This is a genomic window from Alterinioella sp. B-7 (assembly GCF_056857775.1).
Window position 1 is genome coordinate 13,330 of sequence record NZ_JBSXNT010000036.1, and the last position, 23,194, is coordinate 36,523.

Consider the following 23,194-nt stretch of genomic DNA (forward strand, 5'->3'; position numbering starts at 1 on the left):
TCCAGGTCAGAACGCGACCTGCAAGACTGGCCAAACGATCAACAGGAAAAGCGCGGCGCAGCAAAACAAGGCCAAGCCGAACCCGGCAGCTTTGACCCGCCGCACCCGGCGCACCATGTCGCCGCGCTCGATCTCGGTCAGCGCCGCACCGGTGTTCAGCTTGTCCTCAAGAATATCCGCCTCACGCTCAAGCGCCTGTCGGCGATAGGTGAACATCGCGCCAAATCCCGCGATCAGATGAACAACAGTCGGCAGCAGCGTCGTGGCGATCATCAGGTAGAGCGGGATGCCGCGCAGCGGGTTCGACGCGATTTCGGCCCAATAGGCCTGCCACGTAAAGGGCAGGGTGCCGGGGCTGACCCGGTCCCAGACCGCAAGGGCCAGAACGATGGCGGCCAGCAGACCGGCAAGACAGATCAGCGCCAGCACCAGATCAAACGCCGACCGCATCAGGATCAATGGCAGCGATGGCCGTTTCGCCGCATCCGTGGCGGCCTCTGCCAGCGGGGCCAGAAACCGCCGCGTTATGGCAATCGACAGCCAATCGGCCACCGCGTTGAGGATTGGCAGGGCCAGGTAGAGCAGCAGGATCAGCGCCGCCGCTTCTTGATTGCCAACGGCAAAGGCAACGGCACCGGCAAAGGCAAAGGCAACGGCACCGGCAACGGCACCGGCACCGGCAAAGGCAAAGGCAAAGGCACCGGCAACGGCAACGGCAAAGGCAACGGCACCGGCAACGGCACCGGCACCGGCACCGGCAAAGGCAAAGGCACCGGCAACGGCAACGGCAAAGGCACCGGCAACGGCAACGGCAAGCAATTCAAACCCCGCCCGGACCGCCTTCGCCAGAAAACCGGTCCGGGCGGGGGCAGTGTCAAGTGGGCCGAGCAAACGGTCAACAAAAAAATCGGCAAACTTTTCGGCGTTTTTCAGGATCCAGAAACAGATGCCCCACGCGCCAATCAGGGCCATGGCCTTTCCGATTCGCACCAGGAACCGGGGTTCATCCGGGAACAAAGCCAACCCACCCGGATCATACGCATTGGCCACAACCCACCCCAGCAGAACCGCCAGGATCGGATAGAGCAGGGCAAGGGTCAGGCAGCGGTCGAATGCGCGAAGGGAGAGTGCTTTGGGCCCATAGAAGGCGACCGCGAATTGCTGAACCTCGGCGATGGCATCGAAATAGGCCTGGCCCCACCCGCGCCGCCATCTTTGGGTCAGTCGCGGCCAGGATGCCCTGTCCTTCAGAATATCGCCGAGCGACGGGATGCCCGCCCGTGCCCGCGCCCCGATCAGGACGGCAAACAGCAGCGACAGCACCAACGCGAAAAAGGCGATGATTCCGCTATGTGCGTTCGTCCAGTCTCGAAAAAGGCCCCACCATTCCATTCGCAACGCCGCTCCTGCCCGAGGTTTCCCTAACCGTAAGGGGGGACCGTTTTTCGGGCAAGATGCGCGCCGAGGGCAAAGCCTACGTCGTCAAGGATGGCGACGTGCTGCATTTCCTGTTCAACACCTGACGGGCGGCGCGGCGGGATCGCCAGGTGTCGCCGCCACCAGCCAGCCCCGGTAGCGCACGATCAGCGCCCCGGTGATCGGCGCGCGCAGGCTGACGTCGAAATGGAACCTGCCGTCCCGCACATGCTCCCGCGCCTCCGAGACCGGCAGCAACCAGCGCGGCATCGGGATCGGCCCGACGCGGCCCGACCTGACCGGATAGAGCAGTTCCTCCCCCGCGACCCTCAGCCCCAGGAGGAAGGTGAACGGTCCAAAGCGTTCCGTCATCCCTGCGCGTGTCGGGATCAGGTGCGACCGGAACCGCCGCGTGCCAAACCGCCTCTCCCAGGTCTCGCCGCGCCGCGTCACGGTCTTCGTGACCTCCACCTCCACATCCGGGCTGGCGGGCGGAAACCGGACCAGCGCGGCCAGCAGCCGGGGCCAGAGCCCCGCCCCGCGCATCACCTCGCTCCGCCCCTGCCAGCGGCTCTTGTCCGCCGTCACGTGGGTCTGCCGGATCGGCGCGGGCAGGGCCGCGAAGCTTTCACCAAGGACGGCCTCGAAGATCGGCATGAACGGCACGGTATCGCGTTCCGTCCGCACCTGAAGGTCGCGCATCGCGGCCTCGGCTTCCGCCAGCGTGACGACCCCAAGCGCGGGCCGCGCGCCCAATGGCAAGGCGTCCCGGCGCAGGAGGGCGCGCGCGGCAATCGCCGGGATGAACGGCCCGTCGCCATCCTCGGCCAGCAACCGCCACCTGCGCCGCTCGCGCCCCGTGATCACCGTCACCGACATCGCGCCGCGTCCGCTGCCGAACGGGGCCAGCAGGTCGGCCAACCCCTTGAACACCGCCAGCACCGGCCCTGAGATCGGCACCGGCACCACCCGGCGCAGCATGGCGAAAGCGGCCAGCCCGTAGCGCATCACGGCCAGTTCCAACCCGGCCCGGAACACCACCGTCCCGGCCCCGAAATGCGCCGGGAAAAGGCGCAGGTCCGGCACCTCGATCATCCATCCCTGCCGCCTTGTGCCACCCGGCAGAGTGTAGCGCGCCGGGCTGGACCATCCCGGCACCTCCTCCCACGTCCCGCCGCGCCAGACCGCCATTGGCCGCCCGGCCTGTGACAGGATCGAGCGCATCACCGACCGCCCGCGCGGGCTGCGGTTTCCGGGCAGGATCGCGGTGTCGATCACCCGTGGCCGCTCCTCGCCCGCCAGCGCCGTGACCGCCGCCGAGGACAGCGCCGGAACCGACGAGAGGCCCGAGATCACGCAGACCCCGGCGGCCCGCGCCGCATCGTCCAGCGCGGTAATCCCGGTGCAGAAATCGGCGTCGTCGCACAGGTCGAGGTAATGCACCCCCGCCGTGATCGCCGCGCGCGGCAGGCGGTAGGGATCGCCGCCATAGGCGTGAAACGGCCCCGCGGCGTCGATCACGACCTCAAAGCCCGCCAGCCCGTCCAGCGCCCCCGCCCGGTCCATCCGCAACGCCCCGGCCCCGATCTCGGTGGCCAGGCGCTCGGCGGCCCCAAGGTCGCGCCCCGCGATGGTGACCGCATGGCCATCGCGCACAAGAAGCCGCGCCAGCCGTTCGCCGAAGACGCCATAGCCGCCAAGCAAAAGCACCTTCATCGCAGCAACCTCGCCTGGAAATCCGGGTCCGGCAGGGCGCAGAGATCGGCCCGCCCGAACAGCCGGTAGCGGTTGCGCGCAAGTGCCCGGTAGAACCAATCCCTCACCGGACGCGGCAGCACGCGCAGCCCCCCGGCGATCCGGCCCCATCCGCCAAAGCACCGCCCCGCTTTCATGATTGCATCGCTGTCGGCATACGCCACGCCATCCACGAGGAACAGCCAGCTTTCAGGATCCTCCGCCTCCAGCCCGTAATGCGCCATCAGCGCGGCGCCAAGCGGCGTCTGCATCGGGCAGATGCGCACGCGCCCGGTCTTGTCCAGCCGGTGGATCATCCGCGCGCCCCAGCTGCAAATCGCGCAGCTTGCATCCAACACCGCAACCGGCGCGCTGTCATCGAAGGCGGGCACGTCGGGGTCGTCGCGATAGGAATTGGGCGGGGTCATTGCGGGGCCGACTATCCGCCAGGTCCGTCCCCGCCACAAGCCCGCGCTTCAGCCGGAAACGCCGACGGCTCCCTATTCGGCGGCGATCCGTGCGGCGGTCGGCAGCGCCTGTTCCAGATCGGCCAGAATATCCTCGACCTCCTCCAGCCCCACCGACAGGCGGATCAGCCCGTCGCCGATGCCATGCACCGCGCGTTCCTCGGGCGTATAGACCGAATGTGTCATGGATGCCGGATGCTGGATCAGCGTTTCCGCATCGCCAAGCGACACCGCGCGCTGGATCATCTGCAACCGGTTCATCATGGCGCGGCCCGCCTCCATGCCGCCCTCCAGTTCAAAGGCGATCATCGCGCCGGGCTGGTCCATCTGGCGGCGTGCCAGCGCGACCTGACCGAAGCTCTCCAGCCCCGGATAATGCACCTTGGTGACACCCGGCTGCGCCTCCAGCCAATCGGCGATCACCTTGGCCGAGGCGCAATGCCGGTCCAGCCGCAGCGCCAGCGTCTTGAGACCGCGCAGCACCAGCATCGCGTTGAAGGGCGCCATCACCGCGCCCGTCATGTCCTTCATGCCCACCATGCGGATTTCGGTGATCTCTTCGGCGCGGCCCACCACGATTCCGGCCACGACATCGCCATGCCCGCCCAGGTACTTGGTCGCGGAATGTACCACCAGGTCGGCCCCAAGCGCGATGGGCCGGGTCAGGTAGGGCGTGGCATAGGTGTTGTCGACCACGACCGTCGCCCCCGCCTCATGCGCGATCTCCGCGACCGCGCGAATATCGACCAGCCGCATGTTGGGGTTCGCGGGCGTCTCGAAATAGACCACGCGGGTCTTTTCGCCGATCGCGGCGCGCAGGGTCTCCGGCTCGGTCAGGTCGATATGCGTGACGGTGACGCCCCATTTCTCCAGCCCGTGATGCAGGTAGGTGAAGGTGCAGCCGTAAAGCGTCTTGTCGATGATGATCTCGTCGCCCGGTTTCAGCAGCGTCCACAGCGTCGAGGTGATCGCCCCCATCCCCGAGGACAGCGCGAGGCCCGCCTCGGCCCCCTCCAATGTCGCCATGCGGTTCTCCAGCAGGTCGCAGGTCGGGTTCGAGATGCGCGAATAGAAATGGCCCTGACGCTCGCCCGCGAAAATCTCGCCGCCCGCCTCGGCGGTGTCGAAAGTGAAGGTCGAGGTCAGGTGCAGCGGCGGAACCAGCGCCCCCTCGTTCTGCCGCGGATCATATGCGTGGTGAATTGCGCGCGTGGAAAAACCCTTGCCGACAGCCATGACAGCCTCCTCATGTGCGATTTGCGGCAGGATGGCATGGGGGCAGGGGCATGTGCTTGCTATCTATGCCACTTTGACGGTAGATATTGGCATTAAATGCCAGAGCTGGCCGAAATTGGGGGCAGAATGGATAGCAAGGATCGCCAGATCCTCCGCGCCTTGCAGCAAGATGGCCGGATGACCAACCTGGAGCTGGCCGAGCGGGTCAGCCTCTCGCCCTCGCCCTGCCTGCGCCGGTTGCGAAACCTCGAGGCTTCGGGGGCCATTCGCGGCTTTCACGCCGATGTCGACCGCGCCGCCTACGGCCTGCCGATCCTGGCCTTCGTCCAGATCAGGCTGGAGCGTCACAGCGAAGAGGTCGTGCGCCAGTTCGAGGCGCGCGTCGCCGGTCTCGCCGAGGTTCTGGAATGTTACATGCTGACCGGCGGGACGGATTATTTCCTCAAGGTGGTGGTCTCGGGCCTGGATGCCTACGAGGAATTCATCCGTCACCGCATCCACACCATCGGCGGCATCGGATCCATCGACACCAGCTTCGTCTACGGCACGGTCAAGCGTTCCGGCGTGTTCCCCCAGATCGACTGAGGTGGCGCGACGATCCGCACCGGGGGGTGTACAGGGGGTGCATCGGGGGGTGTACGGGGGGCACCCCCCTCATTTCGGGCATTTCGGGGTCAGACGCGGACGATCAGTTTGCCGGTGTTTTCGCCCCGGTAGAGCATCCCGATCGCATCCATCGCGGCCTCGGGCCCGTCCAGAAAATGCTCGCGCACGGTCAGCTTGTCCTCGCGCAACCACCCCGCCAGAGCGGCCAGCGCCTCCTCGGTCCGGTCGGCGTAATCGAAGGCGAGAAAGCCCTGCATCCGCGCCCGCGCGACCAGCAGTTGCCGATGCACGCGCGGCCCCATTGGCGTGGGATTCCAATCGGTTACGGCAGCCGTCCCGCAAATCGTGATGCGCGCGCCGAGGGCTAGATGCGCCATCACCGCATCCGAGATCGGCCCGCAGGTATTGTCGAAATAGCAGTCCACGCCATCCGGGCAGGCTTCCGCCAGCGCGCCACCAACGTCTTGGGACTTATAGTCAATCGCCGCGTCATATCCGAAGTCTTCGATGCAGGCCCGAGTCTTCTCAGCCCCGCCCGCGATCCCCACCGTCCGGCACCCCATGATCTTCGCAATCTGCCCCACCGCCGACCCCACAGCCCCCGCCCCAGTCGACACTACGACGGTATCCCCCGCCTTCGCCGCACAGCTTTCGCGCAATCCGAAATAGGCGGTCACGCCGTTCAGCCCCATGATTCCAAGGGCATAGCTGCGCGGCAGATCGGTCTCTGTCACCTTGCGGCTGATCTCGCTGCCATCGCTGATCTTGTGCGTCTGCCAGCCGAAAAGCCCGTGAACCACATCGCCCTCGGCGTAATCCGGGTGCCGACTTTTGAGCACCTCGCCAACGCCAAAACTGCGCATTGGATCGCCAAGCGCCACCGGCGGCGAGTAATTCGGCACATCGTTCGCCCATCCCCGCATCGCCGGATCGACCGACCAATGCGTGACCCGGATCAGCACTTCACCCTCACCCGGTAGGCCCACGGGCACTTCGCGCCGCTCGAAATGTTCAGGCCCCGGAACCCCCACGGGCCGATTGGCAAGAATGATTTGCGTGTTCATCATGGCGGACCCTTTCGCTTTGCTGACGCGCCGCAGACTGCGCCAGGGCCGCATCCGCGACAACACGAAATGCCGCCCCGCATGATCTTTTCCGGGGCAGGCAACTGCTGCGAACAGCATCAAGGGAACAAGAGACCCCTATCGAACGTTGGCCGTGCGGAGATGGGAAAAGGACCAGAAAGCCCTTGCTGAGCGATGCATGGATCGGAACCTATTGCGGACCGGCACCCGGTCCGGGCGACCTCTGGTTGCGCTGGAACCTCGATCCGATCCTGCTGGTTGCCCTCTTTCTCCTGTCCATCGCCGTCGCGCGCAGTCGAGGCCATGGCGCTAGAGGCGCGCTGTCCATCGCCGTTCTGGCTTTGGCCTTCGTCTCGCCCCTCTGTGCACTCTCCTCGGCGCTGTTCTCGGCCCGGGTGGTGCATCACGTGTTGCTTGTCGCCGTCGCCGCCCCGCTTCTGGCTGAGGTCTGGCCCGCCCGCCGGGTTCGCAGTGCGGTGCCAGCCTTCATCGTTTCGACAGCCGTTCTCTGGGCGTGGCATGCCCCGCTGGCCTATGACCTCGCGCTTGGCCATGTCGGCGTCTACTGGGTCATGCAGGTATCCCTTCTGGCCAGCGCGACCTGGTTCTGGCGCGAGGTGCTCGCCCCGGACCGCTCGCCCATCGAGGCGATCGCGCTGATCGTGGCGGGGTTCGCGCAGATGGGGATGCTTGGCGCGCTCCTGACATTTGCGCCGGACCCGCTTTATGCCGCGCATGCGGTCGCGCCCTTCGCTTGGGGCCTGACCCCGCTGGCCGACCAGCAGCTTGGCGGATTGCTGATGTGGGTGCCGGCCGGTCTGCCCTATGCGGTGGCCGGCGTCGTGGTGGCGCGCCGGAGTTGGGCGACGCTTCGTGCCGGTGCCGCATGATCGACTGGAACACCATCCTGGTCGCGCTCTTCAAGGGCGTGCATATCGCCGCGCTGATGCTCTGGTGCGGAGGATTGCTGGCCTTGCCGCTCATGCTGTCGCGCCACGATCCGGCGGTGACCCCGGACGATTACCGTCGCATCCGCAGCGCCACGCACACGACCTATGCCATCATCGTCACGCCGGCCGCCATCATTGCCGTGGTGGCGGGCACTTGGCTCATCTTCCTGCGGGAGGTCTTCGTGCCCTGGCTCTATGCCAAGCTGCTGTTCGTCGCGGCGCTTTCGGCGGCGCATGTCTGGATCGGCCACCTGGTCGTACAGGTCGCCGAGAAACCGGGACGGTCCCGCTCGCCCTGGCCCTACCTGCCGGTGACCGCCACGCTGGTTCCGGTCCTCATCATTCTGATCCTGGTGCTGGGAAAGCCCGAACTGGGTGAAATTCCGCTGCCCGACTGGTTGCGTGAACCGCGCGGCGGTCAATTGCCCTTAGACGTGCCAAGCCGATAATCGAAGACGAGTTTGCCGCCATGCCATCCCGTGAATGCCACCATGACCGCACCGAGCCCCGACAGCAGGAGGCCATAGGGCAGCACGGCCTCCTCATAGCCGTCGAGCCTGTGGCCCCAGTTCGTCCCCAATACCGCCAGCAGGGTGACGGCGATGATCGCATGGGTCCAGGCCGCCGCGCGCGACCGGATCCCGCGGACCAGCAGAAGCTCGGCGGTTCCGGAAAAACCCGCCAGCATCCCGAAGAGAAACCCTGTCCCCGCAGCCCACAGCGCCGCTCGCGCCCAGAAGGGATCGCCGGTCCACCAATAGAGCAGATCGGCCCCCAGAAGGCAGAAGGACAGCGCGATGGGGAAGGCGACGCTCATGGCGTGGATCGGGTGACCACTCAGCGCGATGCGGGGCTCGGTCTCGTCATAGCCGGGTTGGGCTGCGATCGGGTCGTCAAGCCTATCCGGCGTTTCGGGTGCAGTGTCCTTGGTCACGGTCGCGGTCTCCTCCGGGGCATGGCTGCAGGGTCAACGTCCATCTTGCTGATTGGTTGCAGCGGCGACCTCTCAATCGTCGATCCCGCCGGTCCCGCCGCGCGCAGCATCGCAACGCTCTGGTGGGTGATGCTGGCCGGTGCGGTGGCGATCCTTGTGATGGTGACAGGGCTTGTGGTGGCCGCATTCCGGGTGCGACAGCCCGATGCCGGTGACGCCCGACGTGAGAAGATCTGGATCGTCGGCCTCGGTCTCGGGTTCTCCATGACGGTCCTTGCGGCGTTGCTGGCCTATGGTCTGGCCGCCGGTGAGCGTCTCATGCCCCGCGCCGCCCCCGACGTGGTGCGCGTCGCCGCCGAGGCCCGCCAGTGGGAGTGGCGTTTCACCTATGACGATCGGCCCGGCCATGTCACCGCCAACCTGCTGCATATCCCCGCCGGTCGTCCCGTCGATGTCGCGATCACCAGCGTGGACGTGGTCCACAGCTTCTGGGTGCCGCGGCTGGCCGGAAAGCTGGACGCCATACCGGGGCATGTCAACGTGCTGAGAATCGAGGCCGACCTGCCCGGCACCTATCGCGGGCTGACCGCTGAATATAATGGCGAAGGCTATCGCGGGCACGTCTTCGCGGTTCAGGCCCATGACGCCGAGGGTTGGGCCGCATTCCTCGAAGGGAGTACGCCATGACTGCCCTGCGCCGCCATCGCAAGCTGAGCGCCATCTGGGCCTCCGAACCCGGCTGGAAGGGCTGGACCAGCAGCGTCAACCACACCGATCTAGGCCGGATGTTCCTGGTCACCGCCTTTTTCTTTTTCCTGGTGGGCGGCCTTCTGGCCATGCTGATCCGCGCGCAACTGGCGACGCCGGACTCGGCCTTCGTCGATGCGGGCGCCTTCAGCCAGTTCTTCACCATGCACGGAACGATCATGATGTTCCTCTTCGCCATCCCCACCTTCGAGGGGCTGGCGATCTACCTGCTGCCGAAGATGTTGGGCACGCGCGACCTGGCTTTTCCGCGCCTCACCGCCTACGGCTACTGGTGCTACGTATTCGGCGGATTGATGCTGCTGGTGGCGCTGGTCTTCGGCATCGCGCCGAATGGCGGCTGGTTCATGTATCCGCCGCTGACCGGGCCGCTGTATTCGCCGGGGATCAACACCGATTTCTGGCTGATCGGGATCACCTTCGTGGAAATCTCGGCGATCTGCGCCGCCGTCGAGTTCACCGTCTCGATCCTGAAATACCGCGCGCCGGGGATGTCGCTGGACAAGATGCCGATCTTTGCCTGGTATGCCCTCGTCACCTCGCTGATGATCCTGACGGGGTTTCCGCCGCTCATCCTCGGCTCGATCCTGCTGGAGGTCGAGCGCGCCTTCGGCCTGCCGTTCTTCCAGGCCGATCTGGGGGGCGACAGCCTGCTGTGGCAGCACCTCTTCTGGCTGTTCGGGCATCCGGAGGTCTATATCATCTTCCTGCCCGCCGCCGGTGTGATCTCGACCATCCTTCCGGTGATGGCACGCACGACGCTGTTGGGCTATGGCTGGATCGTGGCCTCGGCGGTGGCACTGGCCTTCCTGAGTTTCGGGCTCTGGGTGCATCACATGTTCACCACCGGCATCCCCCAGATGGGACTTGCCTTCTTCTCGGCGGCCTCGACGCTGGTGGCGGTGCCGACGGGGGTGCAGGTCTTCGCCTGGATCGGGACGCTGTGGAAGGGGCGGCCCGAATTGCACCTGCCGATGCTGCATATCCTGGGCTTCTTCGTCACCTTCGTCATCGGCGGGCTGACCGGCGTGATGGTGGCCGTCGTGCCCTTCGATTGGCAGGCGCATGACACCGCCTTCATCACCGCGCATCTGCATTACGTGCTGTTCGGCGGCTTCGTCTTTCCGATCCTCGCCGGGATCTACTACTGGCTGCCGCTGGTCACCGGGCGCAGGCGGTTCTTCCGTTTGGGCGAGATGGCCTTTGCGCTGATCTTCCTGGGCTTTCACGGCACCTTCCTTGCCATGCACTGGGTCGGGCTTCTGGGTCAACGCCGCCGGATCGAGACCTATGACGCCGAAACCGGATGGGGCGCGATCAACTTTGTCTCGTCCCTCAGCAGTTTCGTCATGGCGATCGGGCTGGCGATGGTGCTGATCGACGTGGCGATACACGCCCTCATCGCGGTGCGCGGCAGGCGCAATCCCTGGGGGGCGGGCTCGCTGGAATGGGCCAGCATGTCGCCGCCACCCGCCTACAACTTCGCCAGCCTGCCCGAGGTGACCTCGCGCGAGCCACTTCACGGCGATCCCGGCTTGCCCAACCGGCTGGCCCGTGGCGAGGGCTACCTAGGCACCCCCAGGGACGGGCGGCGTGAGACGCTGAGCGTGGACATTTCCAGCGGACGGCCAGAGTCGTTGGTGATCTATCCTGGCAACACCCGGTTGCCGATCGTGATGGCGGCGGTGACCGGGCTCTTCTTCCTGTCGATCCTGCTGAAACTGTTCTGGCTTACGCCCTTCGCCCTGGCAGGCATCGCCACCCTGGCGCTGGTCTGGGTCTGGCAGTTGGGAGACCGCGCCGATCAGGGACCGCAGGACGCGGGCCGTGGGGCTGTGTTGCCGCTGGCGGGTGAAACCGACCGCGCGCCGGGCTGGTGGGGGTCGGTCTTCCTGCTGGTCGCGAACGCGACCTTCTTTGGCTCGCTTCTCTTCGGTTACGCGTTCCTGTGGACGGTCGCCCCTGGCTGGCCGCCGCCTGAGTGGCTGCCGCCGTCAATTGCCGAACTGGGGATCGGTGCCGGATTGGCGGTCGGGGCGGCCCTGGCCATGCGCCTGGCCATTCGGCGCAACAGGCGGTCCGAGACCGCGGTGCCATTCCTCGCGCTGGCGCTGGCGGCAACGCTGGCAACGGCCCTGACTTTCGGGATGCTCATCCTCCGGCTGCCGCCACCGGATGGCCATGCCTATGCGGCAACTCTGCTGATCCTCGGCGCCTATGTGATGCTCCACGCCGTGCTGGCCGGGTTGATGCAGGCGTTCCTCATTGTGCGGGCCCGGCGCGGCTTCATCTCGTCCCGGCGCAGGGCCGAATTGCCCATCGTCCTGCTCTGGTCCGACTACCTCGCGGCGATCGCGGTACTGAGCCTCCTCGCCGCCCACCTTCCAGGATTCCTGGTATGAGGGACGTCTTGCGCATCTTGCTGCCCCCGCTGATCTGGCTGGCCAGCTTCAGTGCGATCTACGGGCTGCACGGGGTCGGCTGCGTGCTGCTTTGGCCAGAGGTTGCGATGCCCGTGATGTCCCTCTTCCGATGGCTGCTGTTCCTGGCCTGGCTTGCGGCTGTTCTGGCGCAGGTCGGTCTGCTCTTGGCTCTGCGCTCCGAGCGTTTCCGTTCGGACTCTCCCTTCATCCGATGGACCAGTACCGCCATGTCCTGGGCGGGACTCATCGCAACGCTCTGGACGCTATATCCCGTCGCCGTGCTTGCACCATGTGCAGTGGGCTGACCAAGTCCCGCAGCCGCGCGGCACCGGAACGCAAGTGTCGCCCCAGGGGCATTGCCCAATGCACGTCACGCGATTGCGCGCTGATCCGGGAGCGCAGAATGATCAGATCTTGTCCAAACCCGGAGCGTTACAGCATGACCTGTGCCGGTTCCCCGGCGTGTCGGGCTTTTTCGGTAGAAGGCTAGAATCGCCTTGTAATCCCCATCTTCGCTTGGCTATACGCGTCGGCGGAGACGTGGCCGAGTGGTCGAAGGCGCTCCCCTGCTAAGGGAGTAGGCGGGAAACCGTCTCGAGGGTTCGAATCCCTTCGTCTCCGCCATTATCCTCTGATTCCATTGGATAAATTCGTTACGCGGGCCTTTTCTCGGCAATTACGGCATGTCTTCGGTCTATCGCGCCGCGCGGATCATGCGCATGCAATGCAGCACCCCCCTGATACCGATACGATTGATTGTCCGTGCGGATCTGCGCGTTGTGCTGTATCACTCCATGACCCGATCCGAGTGAGGTTTCCACCGATGCCCCGTCCCGATACCATGCAGGCCGTTCTCTTGACCGGCCATGGCGGGCTCGACCGGCTGGAATGGCGTGACGATGTTGCTGTTCCGGTGCCCGAGGAAGGCGAGGTCTTGATCCGTGTCGGCGCATCGGCGGTCAACAATACCGATGTGAACACGCGCACCGGCTGGTATTCCAAGGCCGTGCGCGGCGACACTGGATCGGCGGCGACGACTGGTTACGATGGCGCCTCGGATGCCGACGGGGCCTGGTCCGGCGCGTTGAGCTTTCCGCGCATCCAGGGTGCCGATTGCTGTGGCGAGATCGTTGCCGCGGGCTGCGGTGTGGATACCCGGCGCATTGGTCAGCGTGTGCTGGTGCGGCCGATGTACCATCCGACAGGCGCGGAGGATCCCCATGCCCTCGTGACTTTCGGGTCCGAGCGCAACGGGGCCTTTGCCGAGTTCTCCACGGTCGAGGCCGAACACGCGATCCGGGTCGATAGCGCGCTGAGCGACCTGGAGCTTGCCTCCTTTCCTTGCGCCTTTTCCACCGCGGAGGGCATGATCCAGCGCGCCGCGCTCGGGGCGGAACGGGTTCTGATCACCGGGGCCTCGGGCGGGGTCGGATCGGCGGCGGTGCAATTGTCCAAGCGGCGCGGGGCGCATGTGACGGCGGTGACCAGCGCCTCAAAGCAGGCGGAGCTGATGCGGTTGGGGGCAGATACGACCCTGACCCGCGAGGATGCGGTGCCGATGGACGGGTTTGACGTGGTGCTGGACCTTGTCGGCGGGCCGCGTTGGCCGGAATTGCTGGAGGCGCTGGCCATTGGCGGGCGCTACGTGACCTCGGGCGCCATCGCCGGGCCGATCGTGGAGCTTGACCTGCGCACACTCTACCTGCGCGACCTGACCCTCATCGGCAGCACCCGGCAGAACCCGCGCGTCTTCACCGATCTCGTGCGCTACATCGAGGCGGGCGAGATCCGGCCCGTTGTGGCCGAGAGCTTTCCGTTGCGCGATTTGCGCGCGGCGCAGGAGGCGTTTCTTGAGAAATCCCACATGGGCAAGATCGGCATCGACGTGCCGGGTTGATCGCGCGCGGGCGTGAATGGGGACACGCTACCGTGCCTTGCCCGCCTCATCACGCGCAAGACCAAGCAGCCAGTCCCGAACGTGCGCCGCTGCCCCTGACCCGATATGCCGTGGTGCAAGCAGGTAGAAATCCAGACCTCCCTCCAGGCTGCATCTGACCGGCTGGACGAGACGGCCCTCGGCCAGGTCCCGCGCTACCAGGAAGCGGCTGGCAAGGGCAATCCCCTGTCCCGCGAGGGCCGCATCGAGGCTGAGCGTCGTCTGGTTGAAACGCAGACTGCGTGGCGCGTCCACGCTCTGGCCGAACGCCGACTGGAAGAATTTCGGCCAGAGGTCATGCGTGTCATGCAGCAACGTCATCCGCGAGAAAGCCAAGGCATCGAGCGGCAGATCCTGATTGGCGACAAGCGCGGGGGAACAGACGGCGATAACGTCTTGCGAGAACAGCAGATCGGCCCGAAGGCTTGCCCCGAAAGGTGGGCGTGCCTGCCGCACCGCAAGGTCGATCCCGTCCGAGTGAAAGCTGGCAACCCGCTCGGTCGCGGTGAGGCGGAGATCAATGCCGGGATGGGCGCGGGTCAGGTCCGCCAGACGCGGGATGAGCCATTTGGAGGCGAAGGTCGGCGTGACGCTGATCGTTGCCCGCGCGGGGGCGCGACGCAACGCATCCGTCGCCTCGGCAAGCTGCGCAAAGGCGCGCGAGACAGCCGCATGGTAGGTGCGCCCTTCCTCGGTGAAGGACAGACCCCGCGGATGCCGCAGGAACAGGCGCAGGCCGAGATGGTCTTCCAGTCCGCGCACCTGTTGGGCAACGGCGCCCTGCGTCACGCCCAAATCATCGGCGGCGGCGCGGAAATTCAGGTGCCTGCCCGCGGCAGAGAAGGCGCGGAGGCCGTTCAAAGGCGGCAATGCGGCGTCATCGGGCATGATAGAATTTCTACTGTCACGTGACAGAGCTTCTGGTTGGTGATTCAAGCATAGGCGCCCTATTTCAAGAAGAGAAGGTAAAATTGATATGCGACATGCGGCAAGGAGGAACGGAGCATGACGATAGAAAAAACAGCACTGATCACGGCGGGCGGCAGCGGCATGGGGGCCGGCGCGGCGAAACGGCTTGCGGCTGATGGATACAAGGTTGGCGTCCTTTCCTCCTCCGGCAAGGGCGAGGCCCTCGGCGAGGCGCTTGGCGGTTTCGGCGTCACCGGGTCGAACCGGTCGGTCGCCGACCTTGCCCGCCTGGTGGATGGCGCGATGGATCGGTGGGGGAGGGTCGATGTCCTCGTGAATTCCGCCGGACATGGGCCCAAGGGCGACATCCTCGAAATGACCGATGAGGATTGGCATGACGGGCTGGACGTCTACCTGATGAACGTGATCCGTCCGACCCGTCTTGTCACGCCGATCATGGCGGCGCAGGGCGGTGGCGCGATCATCAACATCTCGACATTCGCCGCTTTCGAGTCTGATCCGTTGTTTCCGACCTCGGGGATCTTCCGGGCGGGGCTGGCGGGGTTCGCCAAGCTCTTCGCCGACCGCCATGCGGCGGAGAATATCCGCATGAACAACATCCTGCCGGGCTTCATCGACAGCCTGCCCGAGACTGAAGACCGACGCGCCCGCATCCCGATGGGGCGTTACGGCCGGGAGGAGGAGGTTGCCTCGCTGATTGCGTGGCTTGCGTCCGGAGATGGCGGCTATGTCACCGGCCAGAACTGGCGCATCGACGGAGGTTTGACGCGTGGCGTTTGAAGCGACACAGATCGCCGGACACGGGCGCGGCGTTTTCGTCATTAAATGGACCGCGTCGATCATGCAGATCCTCGGCTATGCCGCGACCGGCTTCGGCTGGAGCCCCTGGAACCTCTACCTGTTTCTCGTGGGCGTCTTGGGCTGGCTGGTCGTCGGCATGCTCTGGAACGACAAGGCCCTCATCTTGATTCACCTCGTCGCCCTCGGCTCGATGCTGGCGGGGATGGCCAGTCGGTAGGAGCAAGTCCGGCGGGGACTGCGTCGAAACCTACCGTTTGCCGCCGATATAGGCTGCCAATGCCGCCTCGGTCCCGTCCTGCCAGATCAGCGTAATCCAGCGTACGAAGGCGGCTGAGAAGGCCGGATCGGCGGCGGTATCCGCGTATATGCCGGATTGCTCCAGCCAGGCGAGGGGGCGGGTCTTGGCCGCGTTAGCCGTCTGGTGCAAGTCCGCCCAAAACGGGTCGTTCGGCTCGATCACCGTGCCGTCCTCGCGCTGACCGGCGCACATGCGCGCCCATAGCGCCTCGACCAGGGCCAGTCCGTCGACAGGCCCGCCCGCCGCCAGTGCATCGTGCAGGATCGGCAGGACAAAGCCGGGATGGCGCGAGGAGCCGTCAAAGGCCACCCGGCGCGTCGTGTCGCGGATCGCAGGGTTGGCGAAGCGGCTTTCGATCAGGTCAAGATACTGGTCCGGCGTCATGTCCGGCACCGGGTCGATATAGGGCAGGATCTCTTCGCTCTGCACCTTGCGGAAGAAGGCGCGGATGACGGGATGCGCCATGCAATCGGCGATGGTGCCCTGGGACAGAAGCTCGCCCGCATTGGCCAGAACCTGGTGGCCGGCATTGAGAATGCGGATCTTCATCATCTCGTAGGAATGCACATCTGCGGTGAGGGTCGCGCCGACCCTGTCCCAGTCGGGGCGGCCCGCGCAGAACGCATCCTCAAGCACCCATTGGCGGTAGTTTTCATGCGTGACCGGCACTTCGTCCGCGATGCCGAGGTCGCGCGCCAGCGCGCGTTCGGCGGGGCCGGTGGCGGGCACGATGCAATCCACCATCGAGTTCGGGAAGGCGCCCTCGCTGTCGATCCAACCGGCAAGGTCGGGATCGCTCAACCGGGCCAGCCCGACGACGGCCTGACGCAGGATATCCCCGTTGCCGCGCAGGTTGTCGCAGCTCATGCCGGTGAAGGGGCCGTGCCCTTCCGCGCGACGCTGGCGCAATGCGGCGACCATCGCGCCGAAGGCGGTGCGCGGCCGGTCGGGGTTCTGCGCGTCATGCCGGATATCGGCATGGCCCGTGTCCAGCCCGCCGGTGGCCGGGTCGATATGGTAGCCGCCCTCGGTCACGGTCAGCGCCACGATACGGATCGCGGGGTCGGCCATGGCGCGGATCAGGCTGGCATTGCCCTCCTCGATCGGCAGGTAGTCGATCATCGCGCCGGTCACTTCCGCCGATCGGCTGTCGGGCGACAATTCGATCAGCGTGGTCAGGCAATCCTGCGCCAGCAGCTTCTTGCGCATGGCCGCGTCATAGGAGCGGACACCGGCCCCCAGGATCGCCCAATCCCGCGCCGCGCCCAACTGCATCAGCCGGTGCAGATACCAGGCCTGGTGCGCGCGGTGGAAATTGCCCAGGCCGATATGAACCATGCCGGGGGTCAGCGCCGCGCGGTCATAGACCGGTCTGGCGATATCGGCGGGCAGGCGGTCCAGCGTCGCGTCGGACAGCGGAAGGGGGTCTGAAACTGAAACTGTCATTAGCTCATCCAATTGCCGCCATCGACGTTGTAGGTTTGCGCGACGATGTATTCGGCCTCGTCCGAGGCGAGGAACACCGCCATCCCGGTCAGGTCGTGGGCTGTGCCCATGCGACCGAAGGGAACAGCCGCGCCGACCTCGCGTTTCTTCTGCCCCGGTGCCTTGCCTTCATGCTTGGCAAAGAAGGCATCGACGCCGTCCCAATGCTCGCCATCGACGACACCCGGCGAAATGGCGTTCACGTTGATCCCGTGCCGGATCAGGTCCAGCCCGGCGGATTGCGTAAGGCTGATGATCGCGGCCTTCGAGGCGCAATAGACGGCGACCAGCGGCTCACCCCGGCGGCCCGCCTGGCTGGCCATGTTGATGATCCGACCGCCGCCCCCGCGCGCGATCATGTGCCGGGCGACGGCCTGCAAGGTGAAAAGCGTTCCCGCCACGTTGATCTTGAACGCCGCGTCGAAATCGGCGCGCTCGATCTCGACAATCGGCGCGGCGGTGAAGATCGCGGCGTTGTTGATCAGGATGTCGACCTGCCCGAACCGGTCCACCGTCTCGGCCACAGCGGCCTCGATGCTTGCCTGCTGGGTCACGTCCATCTCGACCGCGATGGCCGCATCGCCGATGTCCCGTGCGGCCTTGCTGGCGCGCTCGATGTCGATATCGGCGAGGGCGACCTTGGCCCCCTCCGCCGCATAGGCCTGGGCGAAAGCCAGCCCGATCCCGCGCGCGGCACCGGTGATCAGGGCTGATTTTCCTCGCAGGCGGCCCATCAGATCCGCAGCCCCTCGGCGTCGAACCTGTGGATCCGGTCCGCGTGCAGCGGCGAGATATGGACGGTGTCGCCATGGCTGGCCACAAACTCGCCACCGACGCGCACGGTCAGCGTGGCCGCCGGATCGCCCTCGGGATGGACGTGAATGAACGTGTCCGAGCCGAGGTGTTCGGCGACGCCGACGGTGCCTTTCCAGCGCCCCTCGGTGGTCGAGACCGTCAGGTGTTCGGGCCGGATGCCGATGGTGTGGGCATCGTGCTCGGCGGCATCCGCGCCGGAGAAGAAATTCATCTTGGGGCTGCCGATGAAGCCGGCCACAAAGAGGTTCTGCGGCGAATGATACAGCTCCAGCGGGCTGCCGACCTGTTCGATCACACCGGCCTGCAGGACCACGATCTTGTCGGCCATGGTCATCGCCTCGACCTGGTCATGCGTGACGTAGATCATCGTCGTCTTCAGCCGCTCATGCAGTTCGCTGATTTCAAGCCGCATGCCGTGGCGCAGGGCGGCATCGAGGTTCGACAGCGGCTCATCGAAGAGGAACGCCGCCGGTTCGCGCACGATGGCCCGACCGATGGCGACGCGCTGGCGCTGGCCGCCCGACAATTGGCCAGGACGCCGGTCCAGGTAATCGGTCAGGTTCAGCGCCGCCGCCGCGCCTTCGATGCGGCGGTCCTGCTCGGCCTTGTCCATGCCCGCCATGCGCATCGGAAAGGCGATGTTCTTGCGCACCGACATATGCGGATAGAGCGCGTAGGACTGGAACACCATCGCCAGGCCGCGCTTGGCGGGCGGCACGCGCGTGGCATCGTTTCCGTCGATGCTGATCACACCGCCGGAGACGTCCTCCAGCCCCGCGATCAGCCGCAGAAGGGTGGATTTGCCGCAGCCCGAGGGGCCGACGAAGACAACGAATTCGCCGTCATTGATGGTCAGGTCGAGCGGCGGGATGACGGATACGTCGCCAAAGCTCTTCTCGACCTTATCGAGTGTAATGCGTCCCATGGGGCCCTCCGTTCATTTCACCGCGCCGAATGTCAGGCCACGGACAAGTTGTTTCTGGCTGAACCAGCCAAGGATGAGGATCGGTGCGATGGCCATTGTCGAGGCGGCACTGAGTTTTGCGAAGAACAGGCCCTCGGGGCTGGAATAGCTGGCGATGAACGCGGTCAGGGGCGCGGCATCCACGGCGGTCAGGTTGAGGGTCCAGAACGCCTCGTTCCAGGCGAGGATGAAATTCAGCAGCAGGGTCGAGGCGATGCCCGGAATGGCCATCGGCGTCAGCACATAGAGCAGCTCGTCCTTCAGGGATGCGCCGTCCATCCGCGCGGCTTCCAGGATCTCGCCGGGAATTTCGCGGAAATAGGTGTAGAGCATCCAGACGATGATCGGCAGGTTGATCAGCATCAGGATCACGACCAGGGCATAGCGATTGTCCAGCACCCCAAGCTGGATGCAGAGCAGGTAGATCGGGTAGAGCACGCCGACCGCGGGCAGCATCTTGGTCGAGAGCATCCACAGCAGGATGTCCTTGGTGCGGCGCGACGGAACGAAGGCCATTGACCAGGCGGCGGGGATCGCGACGAGGAGGCCCAGGATGGTCGAGCCGCCCGCGATGAAGATCGAGTTCCACAGGAACCGCATGTAGTTCGACCGCTCCTGCACCACCTCGTAGTTTTCCAGTGTCCAGTCGAAGAACAGGAAGACGGGGGGGTTGGCGATGGCATCCGCCTCGGTCTTGAACGATGTCAGGATCGTCCAGAGGATCGGGAAGAAGATCAGGAACCCGACAAGCCACGCGAGTGTGGTGTTCAGGGCCTTGCGTCGGGATGTGACAGCGCGTGCCATGGTTCAGCTCCTCCTCAACGATCCAGGTTCTTGCCGACGATGCGCATCAGGAAGAGCGCAATGATGTTGGCAAGGATGATGGCGTAGACGCCGCCCGCGCTGCCCAGTCCGACATTCTGGCTTTCCAGCACGCGCTGGTAGATCAGGTAGGTCAGGGTCCGGGTTCCGAAGGCGCCGCCGGTGGTCACGAAGATTTCGGCGAAGACGGCCAGAAGAAAGATCGTCTGGATCAGGATCACGATGGTGATGGCGCGGCTCAGATGCGGCAGGGTCAGGTAGAAAAAGCGCGACAGCGGCCCGGCGCCATCCATCTCGGCGGCTTCCATCTGTTCTCCGTCCAGCGACTGGATCGCGGTCAGCAGGATCAGGGTCGCGAAAGGCAGCCATTGCCAGGACACGATCACGACAAGCGCGAAGATCGGCATCTCGCTGAGCCAGACCACCGGGTCGGCCCCGAAGAATCGCCATAGATGGGCGAAGAGACCGTTCACGGGATCCATGAACATGTTCTTCCAGACCAGCGCGGAGACCGTCGGCATGACGAAGAAGGGCGCGATGACCAGGATGCGGACAACGCCCTGTCCCCACATCGGCTGGTCCAGGAGGATCGCCAGAAGGATGCCGAAGACGATCGAGATCAGCAGCGCACCGCCGACGATCATCAGCGTGGTGACGATGGACGGCCAGAAGGCGCTGGACGAGACGAAACGGACGAAATTCTCAAGCCCGACGAAGCCCTGGTCGCCGCCACGCAGGGGCAGGTAGCTTCTGAGCGAGAACCACACGGTCATGGACAGGGGCACGAGCATCCAGACGAGGAGCAGGAAGACGGCGGGGGCCATCATGACTCGGGCGGCTGATCGGGAATGCTGTGTCGCCATGGGACAAATCCTCTGCGGTCAGGCGCTAGGCCCGTTGGAAACCGTGTTCAGGGGGAAAGATGCGGGGCTTTGGGGCCGGAAGGCAACGGCGCGCGCTGCCTTCCGGGATCGTTGAGAGGGGCGGCTTAGCGGTAGCCGGCCGCTTCCATCGCTTCGTTGGTGATGGCCTGGGCGTTTTCCAGGGCCTCTTCGACCGAGATCTGACCGGCATAGGCGGCCGCGAATTCCTGGCTCACCTCGGTCGCGATACCCGCGAATTCCGGGATCGCCACGAACTGGATGCCGACGTAAGGAACGGGGTCCACGGTCGGGTTGGTCGGATCGGCCGCAAGGATCGAGTCCAGCGTCATCTGTGCAAAGGGCACATCCTGGTAGTTCGGGTTCTCATAGAGCGAGGTGCGCGCACCCGGAGGCACATTGGCCCAACCTTCGTTCTCGGCCACCAGCTCGATATAGTCGGTCGAGGTTGCCCATTCGATGAACTGCATCGCGGCGTCTTCCTGCTGCGTGCCGGCGGGGATCGCCAGCGCCCAGGCCCAGAGCCAGTTCGCCCGGCGATCGACGCCTTCGGAATTGGGGGCCAGTGCAAACCCGACGCTGTCGGCGACGGTGGAATCTTCCGGGTTGGTCACGAAGGACGCCGCGACGGTGGCGTCGATCCACATGCCGCAGAGGCCCTGGTTGAAGAGGTTGAGATTCTCGGTGAAACCGTTGTTCTCATACCCGTCCGGCCCGTAGTCGTTCATCAGGTTGACGAAGAAGTTGAGCGCCTCGGCCCATTCCGGCTGGTCGAACTGGGCGTTCCAGTCCTCGTCGAACCAGCGTGCGCCGAACGAGTTGCCGGTGACGGTGATGAAGGCACCGCCTTCGCCCCAACCGGGCTTGCCGCGCAGGCAGATGCCGTTGACGCCGTTTTCGGGATCATCCATGGCCGCGGCGGCCTCGCGGATGAACTGCCAGGTTGGTGCCTCGGGCATTTCCAGACCGGCCGCCTCCATCAGGTCGGTGCGGTACATGATCATCGAGCTTTCGCCGTAGAACGGGGCGGCGTAGAGTGTGCCGTCATGGCTGAGGCCCGCGCGCATCGCGGGAAGCAGGTCGTCGACATTGTATTCTTCCGACAGGCCGTCCAGCGGAACGAGCCAGCCATTGGCACCCCAGATCGGGGTCTCGTACATGCCGATGGTCATGATGTCGAACTGGCCGCCATTGGTGGTGATGTCGGTCGTCACGCGCTGACGAAGGACGTTTTCCTCCAGCGTGACCCATTCGACATTGATGCCGGTCTCTTCGGTGAACTGGTCGGTGTAGCCCTGCATCCGGATCATGTCGCCGTTGTTCACGGTGGCGATGGTGATGGTGGGCGCGTGGCTTTCAGCGAATGCCGCAGTTGCCGATACGCAGAGCGCAAGAGCAGTGGATGTGCGTAGTGCTGCCTTGAAGAACATCCTATTCCTCCCTGTTTGGATGTGATCGCAGGCAAGATGTCCAGAATGTTACTCCGAGTCAACAAAATATTTTACGCGCGTAAAATTTACTGATGAATCAGGCCGAATCCCGCAAGATCAATCGCGCCGCGAACAGGGTTTCGCGCCGCTGATCGAATCGCCCGCCGCTTTCGATCAGTTCAAACAGCGTATCGACGCTGCGCCCGGACACTTCCGCGTAATCATGCGCCGCCGTGGTCAGCGAAGGGCAGGTGAAGCGCGAATAGGGATGATCGTCATGGCTGGCGACGCGCATCGCGCAGCCATCGCCGCGCCCCACGCGCAGGCCGTGCTCGTAACAGGCCGCCAGAAGGCCGATCGCGAGCCGGTCGTTGCTGCACAGCACCGTGTCGGACGGGAAGCCGCCGGATGCGATCACGTCATGCGTGCCCTTGTGGCCGATCTCCTCGAAGCGCCAGCCCTCGCCGTCGATCTTGATCACCTGCGGGTCCAGCCCCGCGCGTTCCATCGCCGCGATATAGGCCAGCCGCCGCTTGTTGGCATTCGGGTTGGCAGGGGTTTTCATCTCGAAAAAACAGGGCGGGGTGCCGGTGCGGCAGAGGTAATCGACGGTCTGATCGACGAAACTGACATTGTCCGATCCGATGAAGGCGGCGCCTGTCCCCTCCATGTTGCTGTCAAATAGAACGGTGGGAACCGCCTTGCAAAAGCTCTCAATCGCGGACCGGTCCGAGATCCGGCCAAGCGGTGCCAGCAGGACACCGGCGGGCTTGATCGAGCGCAGGCTTTCCAGGTTGTCGATCTCTTGCCCGCGATCCCCGTGCGAGCCGAGCAGGATGGGCCGGAACCCGGCCTCGATCACCAGCATCTCGATGCTGCGCGCGATCTCGGCAAAGAAGGGATCCGCCAGGTAGGGAACCACGATGCCGATATTCTTGGTCAGACGCCGGTTCTGGTTCACCGCGTAGATGTTCGGGCGGTATTCGTGGCGCTCCAGCGCGGCCTCGATTCGTTTGCGTGTCGTGGCCCGGACGCTGTCGGGATCGTTGAAATACTTGGATACGGTGGGACGCGACAAGCCGCTGACGGCGGCGAACTCCTCCATATTCCGTATCTTTTTTTCGGGCATCCCGTGGCTTCCTGGTCCATGTTCCTGTGCAAGCCGGGTGAACGGGGCTTGCGTCTTGCCCAGTTAACCTGAAAAACATTACGCGA

At 65.2% G+C, this 23,194-nt stretch carries 23 protein-coding genes, 1 tRNA gene and 1 pseudogene; 11 read left to right on the top strand and 14 right to left on the bottom strand.

What is annotated here, in order from left to right; translation table 11 throughout:
- Positions 1–6 precede the first annotated feature (6 nt).
- On the bottom strand, positions 7–1,392 hold the full coding sequence (locus tag AC13C7_RS13540) for a hypothetical protein (RefSeq protein WP_482867853.1): 1,386 nt from the start codon (positions 1,390–1,392) through the stop codon (positions 7–9).
- 50 nt (positions 1,393–1,442) lie between these two features.
- On the opposite strand from AC13C7_RS13540, the pseudogene AC13C7_RS13545 reads away from it, so the two are divergent.
- Positions 1,443–1,523, top strand: a pseudogene (locus AC13C7_RS13545) (DUF933 domain-containing protein); the annotation flags it as partial.
- Here AC13C7_RS13545 and AC13C7_RS13550 read toward each other — a convergent pair.
- The 3 genes from AC13C7_RS13550 to AC13C7_RS13560 all read right to left on the bottom strand — a co-directional run bounded on the left by AC13C7_RS13550 (position 1,513) and on the right by AC13C7_RS13560 (position 4,853).
- Positions 1,513–3,132, bottom strand: a complete 1,620-nt coding sequence (locus AC13C7_RS13550; protein WP_482867800.1) for a saccharopine dehydrogenase family protein — start codon at positions 3,130–3,132, stop codon at positions 1,513–1,515. The pseudogene AC13C7_RS13545 and the gene AC13C7_RS13550 overlap by 11 nt on opposite strands.
- Positions 3,129–3,578 (bottom strand): thiol-disulfide oxidoreductase DCC family protein, encoded by a 450-nt coding sequence (locus AC13C7_RS13555; RefSeq protein ID WP_172320598.1) that lies wholly within the window; start codon positions 3,576–3,578, stop codon positions 3,129–3,131. The genes AC13C7_RS13550 and AC13C7_RS13555 overlap by 4 nt, the downstream gene beginning before the upstream one ends.
- Positions 3,579–3,650: 72 nt before the next feature.
- On the bottom strand, positions 3,651–4,853 hold the full coding sequence (locus tag AC13C7_RS13560; RefSeq protein ID WP_482867801.1) for a methionine gamma-lyase: 1,203 nt from the start codon (positions 4,851–4,853) through the stop codon (positions 3,651–3,653).
- Positions 4,854–4,979: 126 nt separating this feature from the next.
- Between AC13C7_RS13560 and AC13C7_RS13565 the strand changes: the two genes are divergently transcribed.
- Positions 4,980–5,438 (top strand): Lrp/AsnC family transcriptional regulator, encoded by a 459-nt coding sequence (locus AC13C7_RS13565; RefSeq protein WP_482867802.1) that lies wholly within the window; start codon positions 4,980–4,982, stop codon positions 5,436–5,438.
- Positions 5,439–5,527: 89 nt separating this feature from the next.
- On the opposite strand, the gene AC13C7_RS13570 is transcribed toward AC13C7_RS13565, so the two are convergent.
- Entirely contained in the window at positions 5,528–6,526 is a 999-nt protein-coding gene (locus AC13C7_RS13570; protein ID WP_482867803.1) for an NADP-dependent oxidoreductase, read from the bottom strand.
- Between the two features lie 182 nt (positions 6,527–6,708).
- Between AC13C7_RS13570 and AC13C7_RS13575 the strand changes: the two genes are divergently transcribed.
- A complete protein-coding gene (locus AC13C7_RS13575) occupies positions 6,709–7,434 on the top strand; it encodes a cytochrome c oxidase assembly protein (RefSeq protein WP_482867804.1) in 726 nt (241 codons plus the stop codon).
- Complete coding sequence (locus tag AC13C7_RS13580) at positions 7,431–7,943, top strand: CopD family protein (RefSeq protein WP_172320603.1); 513 nt, start codon at positions 7,431–7,433, stop codon at positions 7,941–7,943. The genes AC13C7_RS13575 and AC13C7_RS13580 overlap by 4 nt, the downstream gene beginning before the upstream one ends.
- On the opposite strand, the gene AC13C7_RS13585 is transcribed toward AC13C7_RS13580, so the two are convergent.
- The gene (locus AC13C7_RS13585) at positions 7,913–8,428 is read right to left on the bottom strand and encodes a DUF2231 domain-containing protein (RefSeq protein ID WP_482867805.1); all 516 of its coding nucleotides are present in this window, start codon (positions 8,426–8,428) and stop codon (positions 7,913–7,915) included. The genes AC13C7_RS13580 and AC13C7_RS13585 overlap by 31 nt on opposite strands.
- Positions 8,429–8,473: 45 nt before the next feature.
- On the opposite strand from AC13C7_RS13585, the gene AC13C7_RS13590 reads away from it, so the two are divergent.
- The 5 genes from AC13C7_RS13590 to AC13C7_RS13610 all read left to right on the top strand — a co-directional run bounded on the left by AC13C7_RS13590 (position 8,474) and on the right by AC13C7_RS13610 (position 13,513).
- Positions 8,474–9,115 (top strand): cytochrome c oxidase subunit II, encoded by a 642-nt coding sequence (locus tag AC13C7_RS13590; RefSeq protein WP_482867806.1) that lies wholly within the window; start codon positions 8,474–8,476, stop codon positions 9,113–9,115.
- Positions 9,112–11,595, top strand: a complete 2,484-nt coding sequence (gene ctaD, locus AC13C7_RS13595) for a cytochrome c oxidase subunit I (protein WP_482867807.1) — start codon at positions 9,112–9,114, stop codon at positions 11,593–11,595. The genes AC13C7_RS13590 and ctaD overlap by 4 nt, the downstream gene beginning before the upstream one ends.
- The gene (locus AC13C7_RS13600) at positions 11,592–11,921 is read left to right on the top strand and encodes a hypothetical protein (RefSeq protein ID WP_482867808.1); all 330 of its coding nucleotides are present in this window, start codon (positions 11,592–11,594) and stop codon (positions 11,919–11,921) included. Before ctaD ends, AC13C7_RS13600 begins: the two co-directional genes overlap by 4 nt.
- A gap of 229 nt (positions 11,922–12,150) precedes the next feature.
- Positions 12,151–12,240, top strand: a tRNA-Ser gene (locus AC13C7_RS13605).
- Positions 12,241–12,439: 199 nt separating this feature from the next.
- The gene (locus AC13C7_RS13610) at positions 12,440–13,513 is read left to right on the top strand and encodes an alcohol dehydrogenase family protein (RefSeq protein WP_482867809.1); all 1,074 of its coding nucleotides are present in this window, start codon (positions 12,440–12,442) and stop codon (positions 13,511–13,513) included.
- A gap of 27 nt (positions 13,514–13,540) precedes the next feature.
- Here AC13C7_RS13610 and AC13C7_RS13615 read toward each other — a convergent pair whose 3' ends face one another.
- Entirely contained in the window at positions 13,541–14,440 is a 900-nt protein-coding gene (locus AC13C7_RS13615; RefSeq protein WP_482867810.1) for a LysR substrate-binding domain-containing protein, read from the bottom strand.
- A 117-nt stretch (positions 14,441–14,557) separates the two neighbouring features.
- On the opposite strand from AC13C7_RS13615, the gene AC13C7_RS13620 reads away from it, so the two are divergent.
- Positions 14,558–15,262 (top strand): SDR family oxidoreductase, encoded by a 705-nt coding sequence (locus tag AC13C7_RS13620; protein WP_482867811.1) that lies wholly within the window; start codon positions 14,558–14,560, stop codon positions 15,260–15,262.
- A complete protein-coding gene (locus AC13C7_RS13625) occupies positions 15,252–15,500 on the top strand; it encodes a DUF6552 family protein (protein WP_482867812.1) in 249 nt (82 codons plus the stop codon). The genes AC13C7_RS13620 and AC13C7_RS13625 overlap by 11 nt, the downstream gene beginning before the upstream one ends.
- 30 nt (positions 15,501–15,530) lie before the next feature.
- Here AC13C7_RS13625 and AC13C7_RS13630 read toward each other — a convergent pair whose 3' ends face one another.
- The 7 genes from AC13C7_RS13630 to AC13C7_RS13660 all read right to left on the bottom strand — a co-directional run bounded on the left by AC13C7_RS13630 (position 15,531) and on the right by AC13C7_RS13660 (position 23,108).
- Positions 15,531–17,027, bottom strand: coding sequence for a mannitol dehydrogenase family protein (locus AC13C7_RS13630; RefSeq protein WP_482867813.1), 1,497 nt, complete (start codon positions 17,025–17,027; stop codon positions 15,531–15,533).
- A complete protein-coding gene (locus AC13C7_RS13635) occupies positions 17,027–17,800 on the bottom strand; it encodes an L-iditol 2-dehydrogenase (RefSeq protein WP_482867814.1) in 774 nt (257 codons plus the stop codon). Before AC13C7_RS13635 ends, AC13C7_RS13630 begins: the two co-directional genes overlap by 1 nt.
- Positions 17,800–18,807, bottom strand: a complete 1,008-nt coding sequence (locus tag AC13C7_RS13640; RefSeq protein WP_172319475.1) for an ABC transporter ATP-binding protein — start codon at positions 18,805–18,807, stop codon at positions 17,800–17,802. The genes AC13C7_RS13635 and AC13C7_RS13640 overlap by 1 nt, the downstream gene beginning before the upstream one ends.
- Positions 18,808–18,819: 12 nt before the next feature.
- Positions 18,820–19,650: a carbohydrate ABC transporter permease gene (locus AC13C7_RS13645; RefSeq protein WP_172319476.1), complete on the bottom strand. Its 831-nt coding sequence runs from the start codon at positions 19,648–19,650 to the stop codon at positions 18,820–18,822.
- Positions 19,651–19,664: 14 nt separating this feature from the next.
- Positions 19,665–20,531, bottom strand: a complete 867-nt coding sequence (locus AC13C7_RS13650) for a carbohydrate ABC transporter permease (RefSeq protein WP_172319477.1) — start codon at positions 20,529–20,531, stop codon at positions 19,665–19,667.
- A gap of 125 nt (positions 20,532–20,656) precedes the next feature.
- Positions 20,657–21,979 (bottom strand): ABC transporter substrate-binding protein, encoded by a 1,323-nt coding sequence (locus AC13C7_RS13655; RefSeq protein WP_482867815.1) that lies wholly within the window; start codon positions 21,977–21,979, stop codon positions 20,657–20,659.
- A gap of 97 nt (positions 21,980–22,076) precedes the next feature.
- Positions 22,077–23,108, bottom strand: a complete 1,032-nt coding sequence (locus tag AC13C7_RS13660; protein ID WP_172319479.1) for a LacI family DNA-binding transcriptional regulator — start codon at positions 23,106–23,108, stop codon at positions 22,077–22,079.
- Positions 23,109–23,194 lie beyond the last annotated feature (86 nt).

Excerpts from the sequence above, each read along its gene's own strand:
- AC13C7_RS13550 (WP_482867800.1), bottom strand. The coding sequence starts at position 3,132 with ATGAAGGTGCTTTTGCTTGGCGGCTATGGCGTCTTCGGCGAACGGCTG.
- AC13C7_RS13630 (WP_482867813.1), bottom strand. The coding sequence starts at position 17,027 with ATGACAGTTTCAGTTTCAGACCCCCTTCCGCTGTCCGACGCGACGCTG.
- ctaD (WP_482867807.1), top strand. The coding sequence starts at position 9,112 with ATGACTGCCCTGCGCCGCCATCGCAAGCTGAGCGCCATCTGGGCCTCC.
- AC13C7_RS13600 (WP_482867808.1), top strand. The coding sequence starts at position 11,592 with ATGAGGGACGTCTTGCGCATCTTGCTGCCCCCGCTGATCTGGCTGGCC.
- AC13C7_RS13640 (WP_172319475.1), bottom strand. The coding sequence starts at position 18,807 with ATGGGACGCATTACACTCGATAAGGTCGAGAAGAGCTTTGGCGACGTA.
- AC13C7_RS13610 (WP_482867809.1), top strand. The coding sequence starts at position 12,440 with ATGCCCCGTCCCGATACCATGCAGGCCGTTCTCTTGACCGGCCATGGC.
- AC13C7_RS13660 (WP_172319479.1), bottom strand. The coding sequence starts at position 23,108 with ATGCCCGAAAAAAAGATACGGAATATGGAGGAGTTCGCCGCCGTCAGC.
- AC13C7_RS13635 (WP_482867814.1), bottom strand. The coding sequence starts at position 17,800 with ATGGGCCGCCTGCGAGGAAAATCAGCCCTGATCACCGGTGCCGCGCGC.
- AC13C7_RS13620 (WP_482867811.1), top strand. The coding sequence starts at position 14,558 with ATGACGATAGAAAAAACAGCACTGATCACGGCGGGCGGCAGCGGCATG.
- AC13C7_RS13570 (WP_482867803.1), bottom strand. The coding sequence starts at position 6,526 with ATGATGAACACGCAAATCATTCTTGCCAATCGGCCCGTGGGGGTTCCG.
- AC13C7_RS13540 (WP_482867853.1), bottom strand. The coding sequence starts at position 1,392 with ATGGAATGGTGGGGCCTTTTTCGAGACTGGACGAACGCACATAGCGGA.
- AC13C7_RS13560 (WP_482867801.1), bottom strand. The coding sequence starts at position 4,853 with ATGGCTGTCGGCAAGGGTTTTTCCACGCGCGCAATTCACCACGCATAT.
- AC13C7_RS13645 (WP_172319476.1), bottom strand. The coding sequence starts at position 19,650 with ATGGCACGCGCTGTCACATCCCGACGCAAGGCCCTGAACACCACACTC.
- AC13C7_RS13565 (WP_482867802.1), top strand. The coding sequence starts at position 4,980 with ATGGATAGCAAGGATCGCCAGATCCTCCGCGCCTTGCAGCAAGATGGC.
- AC13C7_RS13615 (WP_482867810.1), bottom strand. The coding sequence starts at position 14,440 with ATGCCCGATGACGCCGCATTGCCGCCTTTGAACGGCCTCCGCGCCTTC.
- AC13C7_RS13650 (WP_172319477.1), bottom strand. The coding sequence starts at position 20,531 with ATGGCGACACAGCATTCCCGATCAGCCGCCCGAGTCATGATGGCCCCC.
- AC13C7_RS13580 (WP_172320603.1), top strand. The coding sequence starts at position 7,431 with ATGATCGACTGGAACACCATCCTGGTCGCGCTCTTCAAGGGCGTGCAT.
- AC13C7_RS13655 (WP_482867815.1), bottom strand. The coding sequence starts at position 21,979 with ATGTTCTTCAAGGCAGCACTACGCACATCCACTGCTCTTGCGCTCTGC.
- AC13C7_RS13555 (WP_172320598.1), bottom strand. The coding sequence starts at position 3,578 with ATGACCCCGCCCAATTCCTATCGCGACGACCCCGACGTGCCCGCCTTC.